Source organism: Prevotella falsenii DSM 22864 = JCM 15124 (assembly GCF_000613945.1).
Classification (GTDB): domain Bacteria; phylum Bacteroidota; class Bacteroidia; order Bacteroidales; family Bacteroidaceae; genus Prevotella; species Prevotella falsenii.
The window spans coordinates 1-4,122 of the sequence record NZ_BAJY01000060.1 but is presented as its reverse complement, the minus strand read 5'-3'; the positions used below and the strand labels follow the sequence as shown (position 1 = coordinate 4,122).

General features: G+C 47.3%; 2 protein-coding genes and 2 pseudogenes. All 4 read right to left on the bottom strand.

The annotated features are described in order from the left end of the window. Positions 1-127 precede the first annotated feature (127 nt). Positions 128-397, bottom strand: a complete 270-nt coding sequence (locus tag JCM15124_RS16070; RefSeq protein WP_024999644.1) for a hypothetical protein — start codon at positions 395-397, stop codon at positions 128-130. Between the two features lie 232 nt (positions 398-629). Beyond that, entirely contained in the window at positions 630-1,133 is a 504-nt protein-coding gene (locus JCM15124_RS12280; RefSeq protein ID WP_024999643.1) for a flavin reductase, read from the bottom strand. A 50-nt stretch (positions 1,134-1,183) separates the two neighbouring features. Next, positions 1,184-3,012, bottom strand: a pseudogene (locus tag JCM15124_RS17200) (TonB-dependent receptor). Positions 3,013-3,143: 131 nt separating this feature from the next. Then, positions 3,144-4,063 (bottom strand): annotated as a pseudogene (locus JCM15124_RS14420) (DUF362 domain-containing protein). Between the last annotated feature and the right edge of the window lie 59 nt (positions 4,064-4,122).

The following is a 4,122-nucleotide window of genomic DNA, read 5'->3' as shown; positions in this document are numbered from 1 at the left end:
AAAAGATGAATAATCATATATGAACCGCTCCATCTGCCCGACCGGAACACCGACAAACACGGTGTCTGAGGCTTATAAAACCGTAAATATTTTTCGCAACGGCATCTATTGCGTAACCATCTAATTGTCAGCGCATTGCAAAACCTATTGTTTCGCATTGTAAAACCGTAGGTTTTGCAATGCAAAACAGCCGCTTTCGCAACGCCAAAGCGATTATATCACTTTTTAACGGAATTATCTTTACAAGTTTCTTACTATAAGGACGCAGTCCTTTCCCTTTCGGATAGTCGTGCGCATTGCCTGCTGCAATTATGCCTGTTTGGAAATCTTGTAAGGCTGTTGCGCCGACAAGCAACATCGAACAAGGGTAGCAGAAGCGGTATTTCTTATTTGACAATGCAAAGATACTGTGATTTTTCCATCTTCTTGTTATACTTTTTACGGTATATTTTTCACAAAAATCATTTCTTTATGTTGAGGTTTGCTACAATCGAAGCAGAGGTAATAATTGCGATTTACAGTTCAAACGCAACGGATTTGGGAAATATCTCGCTATCCGCAAGTACTCTGACATATCCGAAATTGCCCACGACGGCATGATAGCCGATGGCAGCCTACGAAACAATGGGTTATATTGTCTCCTTTACGAGCACTTTTTCTATGCGTCCTATGTACATGTCGTGATAATCGTTGTCGGCATACCATTTCTCCCGAACATCTGCCGGCATGTCCTCTAACTTAATCGAATGCTTGCTCCATTTTGTGCAGATGACGGTAGTCTGCGCTTCCTCAAAGTAAGGAGTGCCGTTGTTGAAAGCTACATGGAAACCAACCTTGCCTATCTTGTCCTCATTGCGCCCGGAGTGGCTGCCGAGATAAGCAAGAGCCTTCTGTGCGTTCCGGGGGAAGAAGGTAAGGGAGAATGTGTCGGCTGCGTCGATAAATTCTTTTGTGAAACGACTTTGACGGATAAACACATATACCACGTCAGCACCCCAAATTACGCCCATGCCACCCCAAGAAGCGGTCATCGTGTTCACCTTTCCATCTTTGGCTGCCGTGATGAGCATCCACTCTTTACCAATAGCGGCGAAAGGGTTTACGCCCCATTCCTTTATAGTAATCTCTTTCATCTTCTTATATTCGTCTTTTATCAGTTCTGTTCTACCTTTCGGTCTGTAATCTATAAATTAATGTCCACGCCCGCCATGACTGTCGCTTTCGGCATAGGGAAGCCTGCGTTTATCTCATATTGCCGGGCAAGGAGGTTGTCGCCCTTGACGAAGACTGCCAGCTGACGAACCAACTGATACTTGGCTGTGGCGTTGAACAAAGCGAAGTTCTCTTTCCGAGCGTTGTCTCCTTGTATAGTATAGAGGTTTCCGATATACTGTAAGCCCACCGAGAGCGACAGCCGATGCTTTTTGTAGTCAGCTCCAAGATATGCCTTGTGCTCCGGAGCAGCCAACTGTGGCACACTCATATGGAGGTAGCTGTAGTTAAAATGGAGGCTGATGCTTGGATTAACCTTATATCCTCCCTCAAGTTCTACACCGCTGTGCTCTGTCGCACCGGTGTTGATGTTCAGCGGACGACCGTTTTGCATAACGGTAGCGATAAGGTTTTCTGCCTTGAGATAGAATACAGAAGCTCCATACCACAGACGTTCTCCCGGGAGATATTGCTTGAACGACAGCTCGTAGTTCATCATTCGCTCCGGCTTCAGCTCTGCATTGGCAGGACGGAACATATACATTTCGCGTATGGTCGGGTTGCGAAAGCCCTTGGAAACCATCGCCTTGAGCGTGGCATTATTGGGCAGAAGGAAGGAGAAACCGCCTTGAGGGACATACTCTGTTCCTACCTTTGTATTATGGTCGTAACGAATACCCGCATCGAGAGTGAGCCAAGGGGCTATGTTTTGCCGAAAGTCTATATACGCACCGAGTACGTTAAGCGTCTTGTCGGCAAGGTAAGAGCGAGTTCCGTCGGCAATGGTTCTGTTCCATGCCTTGCTCCATAGAGTTGCCAATCGAAGCCGACAGTGGTTCGGTTACCTGCAAAGAGGTTGGCACTCTGATAGAGCGACACTCCTGCCATGACATCGTCGTGAATGTAGAGAGCTGTACGGGGAGTGCCACCAACAGCGTAGCCGTCGTTGATGTTATGGTGTCCCCAATTGTAATAAGCCCTAAAAGCTCCGTTGGTGGTGGTATAATTATTCGTGAGCGACAGAGCAGCCATTCCTCGGGTTATCTTCATGTTGTTGTCGATGAGAGGATTGGACACTGTTCCGGGATTTGAAGAATCGAAATGGATAACATTGGCATCGCCTGACAGGCTCCAGTTTGTTGATAAATCATAGCTGAGTTTGGCAAAACCGCTGACTTGTTCAAACTCGCTATTGGTGCGATGTCCGTCGGTACGCCCATAATTGGCTCCCACGACAGACGATAACCGACCTCGGCGAAATCTGTTCGTGATGGTAGCCTCCAATGTTCCATAGCTGCCTCCTTGCAGATTGACGTTGGTGCGAGAGCCATCTTGCTGCATCCGGCGGGTAACGATATTCACCACTCCGCCCATTGCGTTAGATCCGTAAATCATTGACGCAGGACCGCGGAGCACCTCTACCTTTTCAGCCATCATTGTCTGATAAGCGTCGGCTACAGGGTGGCCATAAAGCCCTGCATACTGTGGCAGACCATCGACAAGGACAAGGAGGCTTCCCATGCCACCTATTCCACGCATTTTGATGGTTCCTGCTGCGCCTGTGCTCACACCGTACCCCATCATACTGCGAGAAGTAACAAAGAGACCCGGCACTTGCTCGAATAGCGTTGGAAGAATGGAGGTGCGATAATTCTTTGCGAGTTCGGCATGCGCTATCTTACTTATCGTCATAGGAAGATGGCGCGGGTCAGCGTTCGTACGCGTTCCTGTTACCACAACATCGTCAAGAGCGATGGCTGTCGTATCGGAAGGTAAGGGGAATGTAGCTGCCGACAGCATTATGCCGGCAGCAAAAAGAGTAGCAACCATATCTTAAGAACTTTCTTTGTTTCTTATTCAGAAGAATATCTTAGCACTTTCTTCATCTATTATTTAAATAAATGGTAAGTGCCATATAAGCAATTACGAATTTATCTATCGATAGAGACAAGCTGATACTTCTGTGAACCAAGTCCAATCTTTGCAGCATAGTCTACTGTATGCGTGCCATGCTGACGCTGAATACGTTCTATAAGCGGTTGGTTATCGTCGCCGGCACTCGCCTTATGGTTGAATACGAGGTCGAGACATGCCTGATCAAGAGCAACAGGTCGGTGCTGGCGAGTATTCCCATATCCTTAATCACCGGAACTGCAGGGTTGCTGCTGCAATCGCAATCTACGCTCATGTTATTCATAACGTTGATATAGATGATGTTGCCTTCACCGAAATAGTTATGAACAGACTGGGCGGCGGCTGCCATAGACTCAAGGAAATAGTCCTGTGCCGGGAGATTTTGCCACAGCTCGGCAGGACTTTGTACCTTTCCGGCTGTATGTATATAGGCTTTTCCCTTTGATGAAGCAACCCCGATGGAAGCGTTCTTCAGCACTCCGCCAAAGCCTCCCATGGCATGTCCCTTGAAGTGTGCAAGGTTAATCATGAAGTTATAGTTTGGCAAGTGATTGCCCACAATGTTGTATTTGATGTGGGTCCGGTCCTGTACGGGGATATTTACCGAGCCGTATTCGTCCATGATGTCTACGGCAGCAATCGTGTCAAAGCCATGTTCACGGATAGTTTGCCAATGCGCTTCTGTGGTATTGCGCTTACCGGGGTAGGCTGTGTTGCACTCGACGATAGTTCCATTAACCTCTTTTACGAGGTCTTTGATGAGCGCAGGCTTGAGATAGTTATGCCCTCCTGCCTCTCCGGTGCTGATTTTCACAGCCACACGCCCATGCGCTTTTACGCCAAGAGCTTTATAGATTTTCACTAATGCCTCCGGAGAAATATCTCGAGTCATGTACACTTTTGCTTGGGCGTTCGCCTGCAGACTTACTGCTGCGATGCTATAGCCAGAATTAACTTAATCGTTCTCATAATAATTTTGTTTTGAATTTAATATAA